Origin of the sequence: Paenibacillus rhizosphaerae (genome assembly GCF_014192015.1) — a bacterium.
GTDB lineage: Bacteria > Bacillota > Bacilli > Paenibacillales > Paenibacillaceae > Paenibacillus_AQ > Paenibacillus_AQ rhizosphaerae.
In genome coordinates this window covers 403,995-419,048 of record NZ_JACHXJ010000003.1, presented here as the reverse complement: position 1 = coordinate 419,048, position 15,054 = coordinate 403,995, and the positions used below count along the sequence as shown (strand labels likewise).

The 15,054-nt window shown below is 55.9% G+C and carries 13 protein-coding genes; 8 read left to right on the top strand and 5 right to left on the bottom strand.

Translation table 11 applies throughout. The features are described 5' to 3' along the window. The first annotated feature begins 21 nt into the window (after positions 1 to 21). From FHS19_RS18570 to gdhA, 3 genes are all read left to right on the top strand, one after another. Positions 22 to 735 (top strand): SDR family oxidoreductase, encoded by a 714-nt coding sequence (locus FHS19_RS18570; RefSeq protein WP_183583342.1) that lies wholly within the window; start codon positions 22 to 24, stop codon positions 733 to 735. Between the two features lie 132 nt (positions 736 to 867). Next, positions 868 to 1,851, top strand: a complete 984-nt coding sequence (locus tag FHS19_RS18565) for a diaminopimelate dehydrogenase (protein ID WP_183583341.1) — start codon at positions 868 to 870, stop codon at positions 1,849 to 1,851. Positions 1,852 to 2,001: 150 nt separating this feature from the next. Beyond that, positions 2,002 to 3,366 (top strand): NADP-specific glutamate dehydrogenase, encoded by a 1,365-nt coding sequence (gdhA, locus tag FHS19_RS18560; RefSeq protein WP_376771940.1) that lies wholly within the window; start codon positions 2,002 to 2,004, stop codon positions 3,364 to 3,366. Positions 3,367 to 3,550: 184 nt separating this feature from the next. Here the strand turns inward: gdhA and FHS19_RS18555 are convergent, their stop codons facing one another. After that, the gene (locus tag FHS19_RS18555) at positions 3,551 to 4,810 is read right to left on the bottom strand and encodes a cytochrome P450 family protein (protein ID WP_246426687.1); all 1,260 of its coding nucleotides are present in this window, start codon (positions 4,808 to 4,810) and stop codon (positions 3,551 to 3,553) included. A 238-nt stretch (positions 4,811 to 5,048) separates the two neighbouring features. Here FHS19_RS18555 and FHS19_RS18550 point away from each other — a divergent pair, with 238 nt between their 5' ends. Continuing rightward, on the top strand, positions 5,049 to 5,669 hold the full coding sequence (locus tag FHS19_RS18550; RefSeq protein ID WP_246426686.1) for a TetR/AcrR family transcriptional regulator: 621 nt from the start codon (positions 5,049 to 5,051) through the stop codon (positions 5,667 to 5,669). A gap of 265 nt (positions 5,670 to 5,934) precedes the next feature. Then, positions 5,935 to 7,080 (top strand): epoxide hydrolase family protein, encoded by a 1,146-nt coding sequence (locus FHS19_RS18545; protein WP_221224003.1) that lies wholly within the window; start codon positions 5,935 to 5,937, stop codon positions 7,078 to 7,080. Positions 7,081 to 7,234: 154 nt separating this feature from the next. On the opposite strand, the gene FHS19_RS18540 is transcribed toward FHS19_RS18545, so the two are convergent. Both FHS19_RS18540 and FHS19_RS18535 read right to left on the bottom strand, forming a co-directional pair. Then, the gene (locus FHS19_RS18540; protein WP_183583339.1) at positions 7,235 to 8,212 is read right to left on the bottom strand and encodes an aldo/keto reductase; all 978 of its coding nucleotides are present in this window, start codon (positions 8,210 to 8,212) and stop codon (positions 7,235 to 7,237) included. A gap of 186 nt (positions 8,213 to 8,398) precedes the next feature. Continuing rightward, entirely contained in the window at positions 8,399 to 9,016 is a 618-nt protein-coding gene (locus tag FHS19_RS18535; protein WP_183583338.1) for a LysE/ArgO family amino acid transporter, read from the bottom strand. Positions 9,017 to 9,141: 125 nt separating this feature from the next. On the opposite strand from FHS19_RS18535, the gene FHS19_RS18530 reads away from it, so the two are divergent. From FHS19_RS18530 to FHS19_RS18520, 3 genes are all read left to right on the top strand, one after another. Beyond that, positions 9,142 to 10,590: an aminotransferase-like domain-containing protein gene (locus FHS19_RS18530; protein WP_183583337.1), complete on the top strand. Its 1,449-nt coding sequence runs from the start codon at positions 9,142 to 9,144 to the stop codon at positions 10,588 to 10,590. Between the two features lie 158 nt (positions 10,591 to 10,748). Next, positions 10,749 to 11,588 (top strand): alpha/beta fold hydrolase, encoded by an 840-nt coding sequence (locus FHS19_RS18525; RefSeq protein WP_183583336.1) that lies wholly within the window; start codon positions 10,749 to 10,751, stop codon positions 11,586 to 11,588. A gap of 1 nt (position 11,589) precedes the next feature. Then, the gene (locus tag FHS19_RS18520) at positions 11,590 to 12,063 is read left to right on the top strand and encodes a PAS domain S-box protein (RefSeq protein WP_183583335.1); all 474 of its coding nucleotides are present in this window, start codon (positions 11,590 to 11,592) and stop codon (positions 12,061 to 12,063) included. Positions 12,064 to 12,122: 59 nt separating this feature from the next. Here FHS19_RS18520 and shc read toward each other — a convergent pair whose 3' ends face one another. Continuing rightward, a complete protein-coding gene (gene shc, locus FHS19_RS18515; protein ID WP_183583334.1) occupies positions 12,123 to 14,051 on the bottom strand; it encodes a squalene--hopene cyclase in 1,929 nt (642 codons plus the stop codon). A gap of 76 nt (positions 14,052 to 14,127) precedes the next feature. Then, positions 14,128 to 15,039 carry an alpha/beta hydrolase gene (locus FHS19_RS18510; RefSeq protein ID WP_183583333.1) on the bottom strand — a complete coding sequence of 304 codons (912 nt, stop codon included), beginning with the start codon at positions 15,037 to 15,039 and terminating at the stop codon, positions 14,128 to 14,130. Positions 15,040 to 15,054 lie beyond the last annotated feature (15 nt).

Here is a 15,054-nt window from a genome sequence, read left to right as displayed (position 1 = left end):
CATAACAGGGAGGAATTGAATATGAACAACACCAAAATTGCACTTGTGACAGGAGCCGGCAAAGGAATCGGATTTGAGGTGGCCAAACAGTTGGGCCAGCAGGGCATTACGGTATTAACGGCAGCCCGGACGAAAGAAGCGGCGGATCAGGCGGCATCGGAGCTTCGCAAGCAGGGGATCGAAGCGGTCGGCGTTCAGCTGGAGGTTACGAATGAAGGCCATATCGCGCAACTCGCGAAATGGATTGAAACGGAATACGGCCGGCTCGATATCCTGGTCAACAATGCAGGCGTCCACTTGGAAAAATATGAATATGTGGGAGACGCTTTCAGAGATACGTTTGAAGTGAACACGTTTGCGCCCTATTTTATTACAGAGGCACTGCTGCCATTGCTGCAGAAGAGTGAGGCGGGGAGGATCGTGAACCAAAGCAGCGCGCTCGGGTCAATGCAATTCATCCTGACGAACGAGCTGGCGCAGCGTATTGCGACACCGGCCTATTCGGCCTCAAAAGCGGCGCTGAACATGCTGACGGCCTACTTGGCGCAAAAGACCAGCGGGACGAACCTGAAAATTAACGCGGTGCATCCGGGTTTGGTGAAGACCCGCATGGGCGGTGACAAGGCGGAACTGACGGCTGAAGAAGGCGCGGTCACGGCTGTTCGGCTGGCAACGATACCTGAGGATGGCCCGACCGGCGGATTTTTCTACATGGATGACACGCTCCCGTGGTAAATGCTTCCATATTGCAGTAAAAGCCCTTGAAAATCAAGGGCTTTTTCCCGTTCTTTCGTATTTTTACTTTGCATATGACATCTCATGTCATATAATCAAAAGGATAATCAGAATAAGTGGAGGGACATAAAAATGGCATCGAAAATCAGAATTGGAATTGTCGGCTATGGTAACCTTGGACGAGGCGTCCAGCAATCCATCGCTCAGAACGAAGATATGGAATTGGTAGCGGTATTTACGCGGCGTGACCCGTCGCAGATGCCTTCGGAAGCAGGCGTCAAATTTGAGCATGTATCGACGGTGGAACAATATAAAGGATCGATCGATGTCATGATCCTGTGCGGAGGATCCGCAACCGATCTTCCCGAGCAGACCCCGGCCATTGCCGCCCAGTTTAACACGGTGGACAGCTTTGATACGCATGCCAAGATTCCTGAGTTTTTTGCAAGTGTGGATGCAGCGGCTAAAAATGGACAAACCGTCAGCGTCATTTCCACCGGCTGGGATCCAGGCTTGTTCTCCATGAACAGACTGCTCGCTGAATCTATTCTCCCGCAGGGTAAGGAATACACTTTTTGGGGTAAAGGCGTCAGCCAGGGCCATTCGGATGCCATACGCCGCGTTCCGGGCGTTAAAGCAGGGGTACAGTATACCGTGCCGGTAGAAAGCGTCATCGAACGAATTCGCAGCGGCGAAACGCCGGAACTGGCAACCCGCGAGAAGCACGAACGGATTTGCTATGTCGTTGCTGAAGAGGGTGCGGACCGTGCCGAGATTGAAAAGACCATCGTGAACATGCCTAACTATTTTGCAGACTATGACACAACGGTCCATTTCATTAAGGAAGAAGAGCTGAAATCCGAGCACAGCGGCATGCCGCACGGCGGATTTGTGATCCGGAGCGGGGTGACCGGCCAAGGAACGAAGCAAATCGTTGAATTCAGCTTGAAGCTGGAGAGCAATCCGGAATTCACCGCGAGCGTATTGACCGCTTATGCAAGAGCTGCTGTCCGGTTGGCGAAAGAAGGAGCGGTTGGTGCCAAAACCGTGTTTGATATCCCGCTCGGTTACTTATCCGCGAAAAGCGATGCAGAACTGCGCCAACAATTGCTGTAATTTTGCACCGATAAATGCATTTAATCGACTAAAAAAATATTTTTTATTGGAAAAAACCCCTTAACCTGCATTAGAATTTAGTGAAGCAAAGCGTTATAGTGCAAAAAAATGTGCGAATTGTGCAAAAGGGGTTGGGTTATGAATAGTGTAATGGATACGCAGGGTTTAAATACAGCCGAAAAGTATGTTAACGATGTGTACAGTTTAGTCGTTTCCCGGAATCCTTCCGAGGATGAGTTCCACCAGGCGGTCAAGGAAATCTTCGACTCGCTGGTACCTGTTCTTGCAAAACATCCGGAGTACATGGAACAAGGCATTTTAGAGCGCATGGTCGAACCAGAGCGTCTCATCACATTCCGCGTGCCTTGGGTGGACGATAACAACAAGATTCAGGTTAACCGGGGATTTCGGGTACAATTCAACAGTGCACTCGGTCCATATAAGGGAGGACTCCGGTTCCATCCTTCCGTCAATGCAAGCATCATCAAGTTTTTGGGTTTTGAGCAAATCTTGAAAAACGCATTAACCGGCCAGCCGATCGGCGGAGGCAAGGGCGGCTCCGATTTTGATCCAAAGGGCAAGTCGGACCGGGAAATCATGCGTTTTACCCAAAGCTTCATGACGGAGCTGTATAAGTATATCGGACCCGATGCGGACGTCCCTGCCGGCGACATCGGCGTAGGAGCCCGGGAGATCGGGTACATGTTCGGGCAGTATAAGCGGATCCGGGGCGGCAACGAGGCCGGCGTGCTTACGGGCAAGGGCATCGGATACGGCGGAAGCCTGGCGCGTACGGAAGCAACCGGCTACGGATGTGTGTATTTCGTGGATGAAATGCTGAAAGACAACGACCTGTCCTTTGAGGGAAGCAAAGTCGTCGTATCCGGTTCCGGAAACGTATCGATTTATGCCATGCGCAAAGCGAAAGAGCTCGGGGCTACGGTCGTCGCGTGCAGCGATTCCAACGGCTATATCTACGACGAGAAGGGACTGGACATCGATACGGTTCAGCGCCTGAAGGAAGTAGAGCGGAAACGGATTAAAGAGTACGTTAATGAACATCCGGATGCCGTTTATGTCGAGGGCTGCCGTGACATTTGGACAGTTCCATGCGATATCGCGCTGCCTTGCGCCACGCAAAACGAAATCGACGAGGAATCGGCCGCTTTGCTGGTTAAGAATGGCGTGAAGGCGATCGGTGAGGGCGCAAACATGCCGTCCACCCTTCAAGCGATCGAAATTTTCCAGAAGAACGGTGTCCTGTTTGCACCGGCCAAAGCAGCGAACGCGGGCGGCGTTGCCGTATCTGCGCTGGAAATGGCCCAGAACAGCATGAGAATGTCCTGGAGCTTTGAAGAAGTTGACGCAAAGCTCAATGATATCATGAAAAATATTTATGCGAGCTGCGTTCAGGCAGCCGATGAATACGGATATCATGGCAATCTCGTCGTAGGCGCCAATGCTGCCGGATTCCGGAAGGTAGCGGACGCTATGATCGCTCAGGGGATCGTCTAAGTCCTCCCCGGAGCTTGCTGAATCGATCAAAATCAACTCATATCACGATAAAAACCACTGATCAATGGGATGCCCATCGATCAGTGGTTTTCTTTTTATACGTTACGAACCAATCGGAGTACTGCGGCTCCATCCCGCATAAGAAAAAGCCCTTGGGTTCCAAGGGCTTCTCATGAATATGGATTTAAAAGGACACAGGCAGGGCAGCCAGCCCTTGGGAACTAAGCGTAAAGTTCCAAGGGATCTCATCCCGGGGAATGCTCAGCCGCAGGTTCGGCATGCGTTTCAGCAGCGTGGTAAAAGCGATGTCCCCTTCGATGCGGGCCAGCGGGGCTCCCAGGCACATATGGATGCCGTGGCCAAAGGCGAGATGCCGGTTGATTCGACGCGTAATGTCCAGCTCTTCGGACTGGTCGAACTGGCGCTCGTCCCGATTGGCCGATTTCAGCACGGGGATCACCGCATCGCCTTTCTTGATGGACTGCCCGGCGAGCACGATGTCCTCCGTGGCAAAGCGAGGTCCGGCAATAGTAGCCGGCCCGTTGAAGCGCAGCAGCTCCTCAACGGCGGACGGCACCAGGCTCGGCTCAGCCTTGAGCTTCTCCAGCTGCTCCGGATGATCCAGCAGCATCAGGCTGCCGGTGGCGATCAGGTTCGAGGTGGTTTCATGGCCGGCAAAGATGAGCAGGGTGATCATCGACACGAGCTCGGTTTCCGTGAGCCGGTCTCCTTCCTCTTCGATCGCGATCAGCTGGCTGATGAGGTCGTCCGCAGGCTGCTGCCGTTTGGAAGCCACCAGCCGGGCGGTATACTCGCCGAAGGCGCGCAGGTTTTCTTCAACGCCCGGCTCGCGTCTTCCCAGTCCCAGTCCGTGGGCGAGAGCGGCTGACCAGGTATGTATCTGCTCCCGGTCCTCCTGGGGAACGCCGAGCATTTCGGAAATGACGTTGATCGGGAGCGGATAGGCGTAGTCCTTGACGAGGTCCATCCCGCCTTGCGCCTGGACCTTGTCCAGCAGTTCGTCGGCGATTTCCTGCACGCGGGGACGGAGGCTCTCCATGTATCGCGGTGAGAACGCCTTCGATACCAGGCTCCGCAGCCGCCGGTGGTCCGGGTCATCGACCGTGAGCATGGAGTGTCCGGTGAAAAAAGTGGGAGGTGCGGACGGATCCGAACCGCCGGCCAGGCTCTTTCTGAAATCTTCACTGCCGTCGATCGAGGCGGGGTCCACTGTGAAATGGGCATGGTCTTTGAGCACCTGCAACGCTTCCTCCATCCGGGTGACCATCCACGCTTGACGATCCGGCCCGCCCATCGGAAACGGGATCGGAATGACGGCGTTCATTTCTCTCATCTGGGCGAATACAGGGAACGGATTTTCCCCGCTGGCACCGCTGAAAAGATTCAGCGCTTCCGGGGCAATGGGATCTGACGGATTCATCATCAAACCATCCTTTCATAAGCAGAGTATTTTAGCCTTGCCATGGCAGGACGGAGCTGTCTTTGGGTATGATCGAATGATTGAAATAAGCTGTGATTTCAGGTGGAATAATAGAAGGCTCGTCCCGAAAGGCTTGGGCGTACAAGTTCGCGCAGCCGTGTTTGTATTTTGCATTGTGGATTGCGCTTAAATCCAATATAATGTCACTGAGTGACAAAAGTCAACGAAGGAAGAATTCGAGATGAATCCTAAAGAAAACATACATCCCATAGAAGCGCCGGCAGGTTTGCGGGAGCGAAAAAAGCGCCTGGCCCAGGCGGCGATCGAGGAAGCGGCGCTTCGGCTGTTTCAGCAGAAGGGCTATGAGCAGACCTCGATTCAGGACGTTGCCGATGCGGTCACGATGTCGTCGCGCACGTTTTTCCGGTATTATGCGTCCAAGGAGGAAGTGCTGTCGGGACCGATCCGCAGCACGCAGCTTGACGGGATCCGATACTTGCAGGAAGCGGCGCCTCCGGCATCACCCCATGCAGCACTGAAGTCGGTCTTCGGCTACCTGGCCGGCCAATACCAGAAGCAGCGCCCGGGTCTTGTACTCCGGTACCGAATTGCCGGACAAACGCCCTCCATTGCCTCGCTGTTTCTGTACACGCTGATGGAGACGGAGCCGGCCCTCTGCGATGCACTGTGGTCTAAGTTCGAAATCGGGGTGGACCGTGATGAAGTCCGGTTTTTGGTGGCTGTCTATATGGCCGCCCTGCGCGTCTCCATCGAGGAGTGGCTGGAGCTAGGGGAGGATACGGATCTGGTGGATGTGCTGCATCGCCATATGGACCGGCTTTCTTCTATGCCACCGCGTTGAGGTTATGAAGTAAGTAAAAGGATTCCGCGGCTCCCGCGGAATCTTTTTGCTGCAAATATAACTGTAACCCGGGGCCAACCGTCTTCTTTCCGTATAGAAACCGAGGAAATTAAGGAAGAGCACAGGAGCTAAAGGAATGAATCGGGATCCAATCAGCCGCCTCTACCTTACTGTTGACTAATCAACAATAATCACTTATGATCGGAGTTAAGTTGATAACTCAACAAAGTATGGTGACTGGACCATTTTCGAGGAGGAGATCGATTTGAAATTGGATTCGACGCTCGATATTTCAGTAAGACCATTCAGGATTGACGTTCCCCAAGCGGTACTAGATGACCTTCAGGAGCGATTGAGCCGCACCCGCTGGCCGGATGAAATCCCGGGAACGGCAGGAAAATACGGCGCTGGACTGGATGACATCCGGGAACTAACGGATCATTGGCAAAACGGCTACGATTGGCGCGCTCACGAGGAGCGGATCAACCGCTATCCGCAGTACATGACCACCATTGACGGAGCCTCCGTTCATTTTCTGCATGTCCGTTCTTCCGAACCGGAAGCGTTTCCGCTCATTCTTACGCATGGCTGGCCCGGCTCCTTCGTCGAATTTCTGGACATCATCGGCCCGCTAACCGATCCCAAGGCGTACGGAGGAAATCCGAAAGACGCCTTTCATGTAGTTATTCCATCTATTCCGGGATACGGATTTTCCGGACCGACGACGGAAACCGGCTGGAACGTTCCGCGGATCGCACGTGCCTGGGCGGAATTGATGAAGCGGCTTGGATACGAGCGGTACGGGGCTCAGGGCGGCGATTGGGGGTCGAATATATCCCGGACGCTGGCAGCCGTGGACCCGGAGCATGCCTGCGCCGTGCATCTCAATTATCTGCCCTGGATGCCGAAGGAGGAACCGGACGCTCCTACGGCGGAGGAGGTGCGCAGAATCGCCGGAATGCAGGCTTACCTGGCCCAGCCGGCAGGGCATATGGGCATCCAGGGTTCGCGTCCGATGACGCTGGCTTATGCGCTGAACGACTCGCCGATCGGACAATTGGCCTGGAGCGCGGATAAACTTGCCGAGTGGACGGATCCCCGGTACCCGGTCACGGCCGACCAGCTGCTGACCAACGTGATGGTGTACTGGCTGACGGGCACCGCGGGTTCCGCCGCGCGGCTGTATTATGAAAACGCGCAGCTTAAAGGCCAGCCGATTCCCTGCCCGGCTCCCATAGGCGTCGCGGTGCTCCCATACGATCTGGTTCAGCCGGTCCGCCGGATTGCCGAGCGCCAGTATAACGTCGTGCATTGGTCGGAGTTTGACCGTGGCGGCCATTTCGCCGCCATGGAGGTACCGGATCAGCTTGCCGAAGATCTGCGCTCCTTCTTCCGCCGGTTCAGAGACTAATCCCATAAACAGCAAGAAAACACCTTGAATTTTTCAAGGTGTTTTCTCTATTAGTTGAGCTGGTGCTGATCATGAACTCTCGGAACATGTCCGGAAGGCTGTCAGCGTATCTGAATCGGATGAGTTCGGTCAAGCAGCTTACTTCGATTACCGCTTACCAAGCGTAAGCTCGAGGCGCTTCCCCGCCGGGACCCGGGAAAATTTCGTCCAGGCGCGCCAGCACGTCTTCGCTCAGCTCAAGCTCTACGACCCGGAGCGTCTGTTCAAACTGCTCCAACGTCCGCGGTCCGATGATCGGGGCTGTCATGGCCGGATGCACCAGCGTCCAGGCGAGCGCTACGGTCGCTTCGGATTCGCCAAGCTCCTTGCACAGCTTCGAGAACTGCTCCAGCTGCGGACGCAGCTTCTCAAGCCGCTCGGTCTGGCGCGCGGTCCGCGATCCTTCCTTCGGGTTCAGGTTGCCGCCAAGCACGCCGCCGTCCAGCGGACTCCAGGCGATGACGCCGATGCCATGCTCTTCCGCGGCAGGGAGCACTTCAAGCTCCGGCAGCCGGCAGAGCAGGCTGTATTTGTGCTGCTCGGACACAAGGCCGAGCAGGCCGCGCTTCTCCGCTTCGTACTGTGCCTTCACCAGGTCGCGGCCGGCAAAGTTGCTGGCGCCGACGTATCCGATTTTTCCCTGGTTCTGATGAGTTTGAAAAGCGTTCCAGAGCTCATCCCAGGACACGTTCCGGTCCACATGGTGCATTTGATAAAGCTCGATATGGTCCGTCTGCAGCCTGCGGAGTGAGCCTTCCAGGTGACGGCGGATTTTGTACGCGGAAAGTCCCCCTTGCTCATTGGGATCGACGATGGGATGCTCCATGTTGCCGTACACTTTCGTGGCGAGCACGACCTTTTCCCGTCTTCCGCCGCCTTGGGCGAACCAGCGGCCGATGATCTCCTCGGTCCATCCGCGGTGATCATTCCCGCCGTAGACGTTGGCCGTATCGAAGAAATTGACACCTGCGTCGAGGGCTGCATCCATAATCTTGAAGGCTTCCTTCTCCTCGGTGCTTGGACCAAAATTCATCGTACCGAGGCAAAGACGACTGACCTTTAATCCTGTTTTCCCCAAATAGGTATACTTCACGTTTCAATTTCCTCCTTTTCCTGGTGGATTCGGTAACATTATAATTCTTCTTTCGGTTTCTGGTAAGCACTGAAAAAAAGTATACTAAGTGAACCTCGTGTAACTTGGACCTGCTTGAACCTGCTTGAACCTGCTGTGAATCTGCGTTGACCACAATGGACCCTCCGGATCCTCCACTTTTCGTGATCATTCCCTAAACAGGCTGTAAGCCAGATAAGCGGCCGTAACCCACATAATGACGGCGGACAGGAGGTTCAGCCGCAATCTGAGCCGGCCTGTCGAATCGAGCCTTCGGGCGGCCCGTCCCGCCGCGGCGAGTCCGGCGAACCATACCCAGGAGACGATGACGCATGCCGCGCCGAACGCCAGCTTTTCCCCGCCGGCATAGTTTAAGGAGCTTGTGCCCACCACGCCGACGGTGTCCAGAATCGCATGGGGATTGAGCAGGGATACCGATACGGCAAAAGCGATTTGCTTCCGAGTCGATAAAGACCGGATGTCCTCCCCGTTATGGACGGTCGGTTTGCTGGTTAACGTGACGTAGCCCATGTACAGCAGGAAAGGAATCCCCAGGCCCAAAAGGACCATTCTGATCCAGGAATATTCGAGAACGACGACGGAAACGCCCATGATCGCCAGGGATATCAGCAGCGTATCGCAGAGGGAAGCGGCAATGACAGCCGGCAGTGCCCGGGTCAAGCGGGTGTGGGCCGTGCCTTGACCGAACACAAACAGGTTTTGAACACCGAGCGGCAGAATCAGCCCCAAGGCTAAAATAAATCCGTGAAATAAGGCGTGTATCATATCATTCCTCCTGTAATGCCCTTATTTTATCGAAGGTGCCCGCGCAGGTCTCCATCCAATTGGTTGGTTAAAGGCCCAACCAATCTGATACAATATACGTACCAATCACGATAGGAAGAGGGTCTATGGGTTACGAGGAATGGCATTTGGACAAGTCGTCTCCGGTGCCGCTGCACCGGCAGATTTACGATTATATGCAGGGAAAAATCATGAACGGGGAATGGCCCGTCGGCACAAGAATCCCTCCGCAGCGCGAGCTGGCCGCCAGATTTCAAGTGAACCGCAGCACGGTGGTCTATGCACTTGGAGAGCTTGCGGCTAGTGGGCTCATCGAATCGAAGGTTGGTCAAGGAACCGTGGTGGTCAACAATACGTGGAATCTGCTTGCCGCGGGTCCGGCTCCCGACTGGAACCGGTACGTCCGGGCAGGGGCTCATCCGCCCAACATCCAGCTGATCCAGCGAATCAACCAGGCCGAGGCGAGGGAGGACATCATCCGGCTTGGAACCGGGGAGCTGTCGCCGGAGCTTCTCCCATCCGCCCATATGCAGGAAGTGATCGGAAAGGGAAGCGGCAGGCATTTGTCGCTGGGGTATTCCGAGCCGAAAGGAAGCCGGTTTCTCCGGGAGACGCTTAGCGAATATTTACGGTCCAGGGGAATCTCCGCCTCCCCGTCGTCGATCCTGATCGTGTCGGGTGCGCTGCAAGGCTTGCAGCTGATATCGGTCGGTCTGCTCCAGCCCGGTTCGACGGTTCTGACGGAAACTCCGTCCTACCTGAACTCCATCCACGTATTTCAGTCGGCGGGGATCCGCCTGGCCGGCGTTCCGATGGACATGGAAGGGATTCGTCCGGATGCGGTAGGACCGGCCAAACATCAGCATCAAGCGGCGCTGCTGTATACGATCCCGAGCTTCCATAACCCAACCGGACGGGTCATGTCGCGGGAGCGCCGGGAAGAGCTGATGAAGGCTGCGGCCTTGGAGAGGCTGCCGATGATTGAAGATGACGTGTACGGGGATTTGTGGCTGGACGCGCCGCCACCCCCGCCGCTCAAGTCGGCAGATCCACAGGGCCTTGTCCTCTATATGGGGAGCATGTCCAAAACACTTGGCCCGGGACTGCGGATCGGCTGGGTAGCCGGGCCGGAACCGGTCATCGACCGGCTGGCCGACATCAAGATGCAAACCGATTACGGCGCCAGCTCGCTGTCCCAATACGCCGTAGCGGAGTGGCTGAGCACAGGCCGGTATGAGTCGCATCTTACCGATATCCGGCAGAAGCTGAAGCTGCGCAGAGACTTAGCCCTCTCGATCCTTCAGCAATATTTTCATGACATGGCAGAGTGGGAGGTACCCGGAGGCGGGTTTTATATTTGGCTGCGGCTGCACCTTCCCATCCCGGTTCACCACCTGTTTGAGCAGGCTCTGAAAGAGGGAATCCTCTTAAACCCGGGGCAAATTTATGACCGGCATGACCGGCAGCACCTGCGCTTATCGTATGCATATGCGTCTCTTCACGACCTGGAGCAGGGATTGATTCGACTGGCCGGAATGATCCGGGCGTATATGTGAGTATTCACCCTTGGGTCCTGACTTTGGATTCCATCTTTCAAATGATGGTTAATCTCTTGTTCCGAAGGATGGGTTTAGTAGTATAATGAAGTTTAGTGTCGAACGATCATCATCCCGATTCAATCGAAAATCACTCTGTCTAAACAGGAGGAAGCATCATGGATCATCAACAGATTCTCGTCCGTAACAACGTTCAAATTACTGGCAGCGGTACGCAGTATTTGATTTTTGCCCATGGTTTCGGCTGCGACCAGAACATGTGGCGTTTTGTCGCACCTGCTTTCGAAGAGCATTACAAAGTAGTTTTGTTTGATTTTGTCGGATCCGGCAAGTCGGACATCCGGGCGTACAATCCGGTCCGGTACGGCGATCTGGAAGGATATGCCCAGGATGTACTGGATATATGCGAGGGGCTGGGGACGAGGGACGCGATTTTCGTAGGTCATTCCGTAGGTGCCATGATCGGCATTCTCGCTTCCATCCGCAGACCCGAATATTTTGAACGGCTGATTCTGGTCGGCCCTTCCGCACGGTATATAAACGACCTTCCCGATTATATCGGAGGCTTTGAACGTGAGGATTTGCTCGCTCTGATGGATATGATGGACAAAAATTATCAAGGTTGGGCCAGTTATCTGGCACCTGTCATCATGGGCAATCCGGGCCGCCCTGAATTGTCCGGCGAGCTGGAGCAGAGCTTCTGCGCAACCGATCCGAAGGTGGCCCGGCGGTTTGCCGAAGCGACGTTTCTCTCGGATTACCGGGAGGAGCTTGGAAAGGTGAAGGTGCCTTCCTTGATTCTCCAATGTGCCGAGGACGTGATCGCGCCGCTGGAAGCCGGAGCTTATATCCATACCCACATGCCGGGTAGCGAATTTCAGCTCATGGATGCCACCGGCCATTGTCCGCATATGAGCCATCCCGGTGAAACGATTCAGCTGATTCAAGCCTACTTGGCGTCGGCCCAGGCCGGCAAGACAAGCGAGTTCACACGGTAGCATGGACGAACGATTGGATCAGGCGCCTTGCGGATATGTGTCCATGGCCGATAATCGCGTTATTCAGGATGTCAATGCCACGCTGTGCCGCATGCTGGGATATGAGAAACGGGGGATTTGCGGGAGCAGTTTCGAATCGCTGTTGACTCGTTCCAGCCAGATTTTTTTTCAAATTTATTTTCTTCCGCTCATGAAGCTGAACCGGGGCGTCGAGGAGATGTATTTGACGTTTAAAACGAGCAGCGGCGGAACCCTTTCAGTTCTTCTTAATGCTTCGGCAGCGGAGCGGGATGGCGAGTGGGTCTACGATTGCATGCTGATGCCCCTGCGTCGGCGGACGGAATATGAACAGCAGATCCAGCAGGCCGAGAGCGCTTCAAAGCATGCGCGGGAAGAACTTGAGCGGATGGAGGAACTTCTCCGGCAGAAACGTGATGAGTTGGAGCGGGTGCAGGGATCTTCTTCTATGGAATAAGTACCATACTTCATATTTTTATAAATAACTGGTTTGATAAAATAGCCGCCGGACTCTTGTCAGAGGTCCGGCGGCTTTGGTGTTTCCGGGGCGGTATGGCCATATTTCCGCTTGTAATGGCTCAGCGCCAGAAGCGGCCAAATGTACCGGTAGCTGTGGTAACGGGAGTAGAAGGTGCCGGGAAGGCCGGCCCCCGTCGGATAGGCCGTCATGCCGCCGTCTTGCTGCAGCAGGGAGGACAGCCTCTGAATGCCCCGGTCCATGGCAGTCGACGGCTGCCCCTGCACGGCGATGAGCGCGTCCAGCGCCCAGGCCGTTTGCGACGGCGTGCTCTCTCCGAGGGGGACATAGCGCATGACCCGGTCGCTCCGGCAGGATTCGCCCCATCCGCCGTCCGGATTTTGGATCTGCTGAAGCCACCGGACGCCCTTTTGGACGGCATCATGACTGGCGGGTACTCCGGCTGCCGCCAGTCCCGTCAATGCCGCCCAGGTGCCGTAGATGTAGCATACTCCCCAGCGCCCGTACCACGAGCCGTCCTTTTCTTGATGCCGGATCAGCCAGTTTACGCCCCGCCGGATGAACTCATGCCTCCGCGTCAAACCCGCAAAATGGCCAAGGTACTCCAGCGTCCGGCCCGTCAGATCCGCTTCGGAGGGATCGATGGCCGCGGACTTGGCCCCTTCGATCGCGAGCCAAGTGAGGATGTGCTTGTCGGTATCCTTTTCGAACGCCGGCCAGCCTCCGTCCCGGTTCTGCATCGACAGCACCCAACTCAGCCCGCGGTTCCATGATTCCCGGTACAGCGGGTCTGTTTCCGAAAGGCGGGATATCGCGCGCAGCGCAGCCGTCGTGTCATCCACATCCGGGTTGATCGTATTCGACTCGGAGAATCCCCACCCGCCGGGAGCCGTATCCGGGTTATGGAGGCTCCAATCGGCCGGTTTGTCCTGCTGCCGGACCAGCAGGTAGGAGGCGGCCTGACGGATGGCCGGATGATTCTCCGCAACCCCGGCCTCCTGCAGGGCATCGGCGATCAGGGCGGTGTCCCAGACGGTGGAGGGCGAATTCTGGATCGTCGTCGTTCCGTCCGCCTGACACTGCATGGCAGTCAGCCCTTTGACGGCATCGCTAATGACGGGATGCTCCCGCTCACAGCCCAAGGCAAGCAGCGCCAGAATCATCAGGATCGTGCTGCTTGCATAGCTGTACAGGGTGCCGTCCGGTTCGATCCGATCCAGCATATACCGCTCCGCTCGCTCCACGGCGGCTTCATGGATAACGCGCGGTGTGCCGATCAGCCTGTTCATCCCGCGGCGGATATCCGCCTGCATGTCCTCGTACTCCCTCGGCAGCAGTTGATCCTCGTCGAAGTCCGAGCGGGGGGCAGCAAGGTCCGAGAGGTCGGGAGCGTTCGGCGGAGAGACTGAAAACTTCCGGTCCGCCATGATCAGCAGCGGCGTGAGATGGACCCTGGAATAACCGGAAAATTCGAAAAAGTTGATCGGAAAATAGGAGGGGAACAGCAGCAACTCCAGCGGAATCATGGTGATCGACCGGGGCCAGGGGCGCTGGCCCGTCGCTGCCAGGATCGCCTTGGTCAAAATGCTGTCGACCTTACCGATTCCTCCGCGCGAAAGGATGTATCGCTTGGCGCGCTGCATATGCTCCTCCTCCGGCCGGCTGTACCCGGAGCAAAGCAGGGCATAGTAAGCCTCAACCGAAGCCGATAAGCTGCCCTCTTTCTCATCGGGATACAGTCTCCAGCATCCGTCAGGCTGCTGCTCTTTGCAGAGCCGGTCGTGAAGCTGCCGGATGAGGCCTTCCTCGTCCGCCTCCAAAATGCGAAAGAGGATGATAACGAAGGCGTCGATGCCAATTCCGTTTTCAAAGCAAAACCGCCAGGAGCCGTCAGGCTGCTGCGTCTTCAGGAGATATGCCGTCAAACGCCCGATCTCCTTGTCTACCGTGCTCAGTACATTGCCCATATTGGCCCTTCCCTCCGTTCGTTGATCATGATAGCAATATATGTCGGCGAGGACGGGGAAATGAGAAGAGGCTCAGCTACGCCAAGGATTGCAAAAATTTGCGGATATCTTCGTAAACAAGCCGGCCATCGTCGAACAGGTCGGTCATGGCGTAAAAGCCGTGGATCATACCGAGATAACGCCTGAATGTGACTAAAACCCCGGCCTCCGCAAGCCGTCTGCCATACGCTTCACCTTCGTCGCGGACCGGATCATACTCAGCGGTGATGATTAACGTCTGCGGAAGTCCGTCAAACCGTCCCAGCATCGGCGATGCGAGCGGGTTCGACCGGTTGGCATCCTCCTTTAAGTAATGCTTCCTGAAGTAATCCAGCACGTTACGGTTTAGAAAATAACCTTCGGCAAACCGGTCTTCCGATTCATAGCATTGGGAATAATCCGTGAGGGGACAGATTAATATTTGCCCGGCAACATGAACTTGTCCAAGGTCGCGCAGTTGCTGGGCAACCACGGCCGCCAGATTTCCACCGGCGCTGTCTCCCGCCAGGGTCAGCTTGGAGGGGTCAAAGCCGAGCTCCCCGGAGCGATCCGCCACCCACTTGGCGGCGAAGATGGCCTCCGTCGGAGCGGCGGGAAAAGGATGTTCGGGAGCCAGCCTGTAATCCACCGATACGACAGCACAGCGGGTTACTGCCGCCAGCATGCGGCACATCGGGTCATATTTCTGCACATCGCAGATGACGAAGCCACCGCCGTGATAGAATACGATAACGGGCAGCACGCCTTCACGCACTGGCCGGTAGATCCGCAGCGGCAGTTCGCCGTAAGGCCCTTCGATGCTCATATCTTGAGCCGATGCCAGCCCGAACGTGTCTGAAATCACGGTTCCTGCGGCTATTTTGCGCAGCTCCACAGGATCCAGGGTGTGGGAAGGCGGCAGGGATGCCGTATCCCGTATGAATTTCTCGGCTTGTGCATGTAGTGTCATATTATTCCTTCCTTC

Excerpts from the sequence above, each read along its gene's own strand:
- FHS19_RS18570 (WP_183583342.1), top strand. The coding sequence starts at position 22 with ATGAACAACACCAAAATTGCACTTGTGACAGGAGCCGGCAAAGGAATC.
- FHS19_RS18565 (WP_183583341.1), top strand. The coding sequence starts at position 868 with ATGGCATCGAAAATCAGAATTGGAATTGTCGGCTATGGTAACCTTGGA.
- gdhA (WP_376771940.1), top strand. The coding sequence starts at position 2,002 with ATGGATACGCAGGGTTTAAATACAGCCGAAAAGTATGTTAACGATGTG.
- FHS19_RS18555 (WP_246426687.1), bottom strand. The coding sequence starts at position 4,810 with ATGATGAATCCGTCAGATCCCATTGCCCCGGAAGCGCTGAATCTTTTC.
- FHS19_RS18550 (WP_246426686.1), top strand. The coding sequence starts at position 5,049 with ATGAATCCTAAAGAAAACATACATCCCATAGAAGCGCCGGCAGGTTTG.
- FHS19_RS18535 (WP_183583338.1), bottom strand. The coding sequence starts at position 9,016 with ATGATACACGCCTTATTTCACGGATTTATTTTAGCCTTGGGGCTGATT.
- FHS19_RS18530 (WP_183583337.1), top strand. The coding sequence starts at position 9,142 with ATGGGTTACGAGGAATGGCATTTGGACAAGTCGTCTCCGGTGCCGCTG.
- FHS19_RS18525 (WP_183583336.1), top strand. The coding sequence starts at position 10,749 with ATGGATCATCAACAGATTCTCGTCCGTAACAACGTTCAAATTACTGGC.
- FHS19_RS18520 (WP_183583335.1), top strand. The coding sequence starts at position 11,590 with ATGGACGAACGATTGGATCAGGCGCCTTGCGGATATGTGTCCATGGCC.
- shc (WP_183583334.1), bottom strand. The coding sequence starts at position 14,051 with ATGGGCAATGTACTGAGCACGGTAGACAAGGAGATCGGGCGTTTGACG.
- FHS19_RS18510 (WP_183583333.1), bottom strand. The coding sequence starts at position 15,039 with ATGACACTACATGCACAAGCCGAGAAATTCATACGGGATACGGCATCC.